At 55.3% G+C, this 2,500-nt stretch carries 1 tRNA gene and 2 rRNA genes (1 of these 3 cut by a window edge); all 3 read left to right on the top strand.

Features of this window, described 5'->3' with window-relative positions:
* Nucleotides 1-2,182, top strand: a 23S ribosomal RNA gene (locus tag GM608_RS08875) (it extends 555 nt beyond the left edge of the window).
* An 85-nt stretch (nucleotides 2,183-2,267) separates the two neighbouring features.
* Nucleotides 2,268-2,382 (top strand): 5S ribosomal RNA (gene rrf, locus GM608_RS08870).
* 38 nt (nucleotides 2,383-2,420) lie between these two features.
* Nucleotides 2,421-2,497, top strand: a tRNA-Met gene (locus GM608_RS08865).
* Nucleotides 2,498-2,500 lie beyond the last annotated feature (3 nt).

Here is a 2,500-nt window from a genome sequence, read left to right as displayed (position 1 = left end):
GGGTCAGCGAGTTTCTGTCCGTAGCAAGCTTAAGCCGATAGGTGTAGGCGTAGCGAAAGCGAGTCTGAATAGGGCGACTGAGTTACTGGTAGAAGACCCGAAACCGAGTGATCTAGCCATGGCCAGGCTGAAGGTGCGGTAACACGCACTGGAGGGCCGAACCCACGCCTGTTGAAAAAGTCGGGGATGAGCTGTGGCTAGGGGTGAAAGGCCAATCAAACTCGGAGATAGCTGGTTCTCCGCGAAATCTATTGAGGTAGATCGTCGTGTATTGCCCTCGGGGGTAGAGCACTGGATGGGCTAGGGGGGCCCAAAGCCTTACCACACCTAACCAAACTCCGAATACCGAGGAGTATGAGCACGGCAGACAGACAGTGGGTGCTAAGGTCCATTGTCGAGAGGGAAACAGCCCAGACCACCAGCTAAGGCCCCTAAATCGTGGCTAAGTGGGAAAGGATGTGGGGATTCCAAAACAACCAGGAGGTTGGCTTAGAAGCAGCCATCCTTTAAAGAAAGCGTAATAGCTCACTGGTCTAATAGAAACCCTGCGCCGAAAATGTAACGGGGCTCAAGCCACGTGCCGAAGCTGTGGGTGCATAGTTTACTATGCGCGGTAGCGGAGCGTTCTGTAAGCCTGCGAAGGAGACGGGGTGACCCTCTCTGGAGGTATCAGAAGTGCGAATGCTGACATGAGTAGCGACAAACAGTGCGAGAAACACTGTCGCCGAAAGTCCAAGGGTTCCTGCGCAAGGTTAATCCACGCAGGGTGAGCCGGCCCCTAAGGCGAGGGCGAAAGCCGTAGTCGATGGGAATCAGGTTAATAGTCCTGAGCCTGCCAGAAGTGACGAACGAGATATGTTGTCAGCTCTTATCGGATTGAGCTGGCTTTTGGACCGTTCCAGGAAATAGCTCTGGCATATAGACCGTACCCGAAACCGACACAGGTGGACTGGTAGAGTATACCAAGGCGCTTGAGAGAACGATGCTGAAGGAACTAGGCAAATTGCTCGTGTAACTTCGGAAGAAACGAGACCCGTTGGTGGGCAACCATCGGCGGGTGGCACAGACCAGGGGGTAGCGACTGTTTAGTAAAAACACAGGACTCTGCGAAATCGAAAGATGACGTATAGGGTCTGACGCCTGCCCGGTGCCGGAAGGTTAAGAGGAGATGTGAAAGCGTCGAATCGAAGCCCCGGTAAACGGCGGCCGTAACTATAACGGTCCTAAGGTAGCGAAATTCCTTGTCGGGTAAGTTCCGACCTGCACGAATGGCGTAACGACTTCCCCGCTGTCTCCAGCATCGGCTCAGCGAAATTGAACTCCCCGTGAAGATGCGGGGTACCCGCGGTCAGACGGAAAGACCCTATGAACCTTTACTGCAGCTTTACAGTGGTATCAGGAAAGTTTTGTGTAGGATAGGTGGGAGGCTTTGAAACCCGGGCGCCAGCTCAGGTGGAGCCATCCTTGAAATACCACCCTGAACTTTTCTGATATCTAACCGAGACCAGTCAGCCTGGTCCGGGACCCTGTATGGTGGGCAGTTTGACTGGGGCGGTCGCCTCCCAAAGAATAACGGAGGCGCGCGATGGTGGGCTCAGGCCGGTCGGAAACCGGCTGTCGAGTGCAATGGCATAAGCCCGCCTGACTGCGAGAGTGACAGCTCGAGCAGAGACGAAAGTCGGCCATAGTGATCCGGTGGTCCCGCGTGGATGGGCCATCGCTCAACGGATAAAAGGTACTCTAGGGATAACAGGCTGATCTCCCCCAAGAGTCCACATCGACGGGGAGGTTTGGCACCTCGATGTCGGCTCATCACATCCTGGGGCTGGAGCAGGTCCCAAGGGTTCGGCTGTTCGCCGATTAAAGTGGTACGTGAGCTGGGTTTAGAACGTCGTGAGACAGTTCGGTCCCTATCTGCCGTGGGTGTAAGAGACTTGAGAGGATTTGTCCCTAGTACGAGAGGACCGGGATGAACGAACCTCTGGTGCACCGGTTGTCGCGCCAGCGGCACAGCCGGGTAGCTAAGTTCGGAATGGATAACCGCTGAAAGCATCTAAGCGGGAAACCAGCCTCAAAACTAGGTCTCACAGGGCCGTCCAAGACCAGGACGTCGATAGGTCAGGTGTGAAAGCATGGCAACATGTGTAGCTGACTGATCCTAATCGCCCATATCTCTCACACACCAAAACACATGCACAGTAGTCAGTCACACTCCAGAAAACACCAACCAAAACACCCCCAAACACCCACATGGGTGAGCGGGAAGACCTGGTGGCCATGGCGGAGGATCCATACCCGATCCCATCCCGAACTCGGCCGTTAAAGCCTCCAGCGCCTATGATACTGCTCCTTAAGGAGCGGAAAAGTCGGTCGCCGCCAGGTCCCCTCGCTCACCCACCCCCATAAAAACCACCCACCAACGCGGGGTGGAGCAGCCCGGTAGCTCGTCAGGCTCATAACCTGAAGGTCGTAGGTTCAAATCCTACCCCCGCATCCATAC

Origin of the sequence: Bombella sp. ESL0380 (assembly GCF_009725805.1) — a bacterium.
In the GTDB taxonomy this organism is placed as follows: Bacteria; Pseudomonadota; Alphaproteobacteria; order Acetobacterales; family Acetobacteraceae; genus Bombella; species Bombella apis.
The sequence above is the reverse complement of the archived record's forward strand: the minus strand, read 5'-3'. Positions and strand labels throughout refer to the sequence as shown.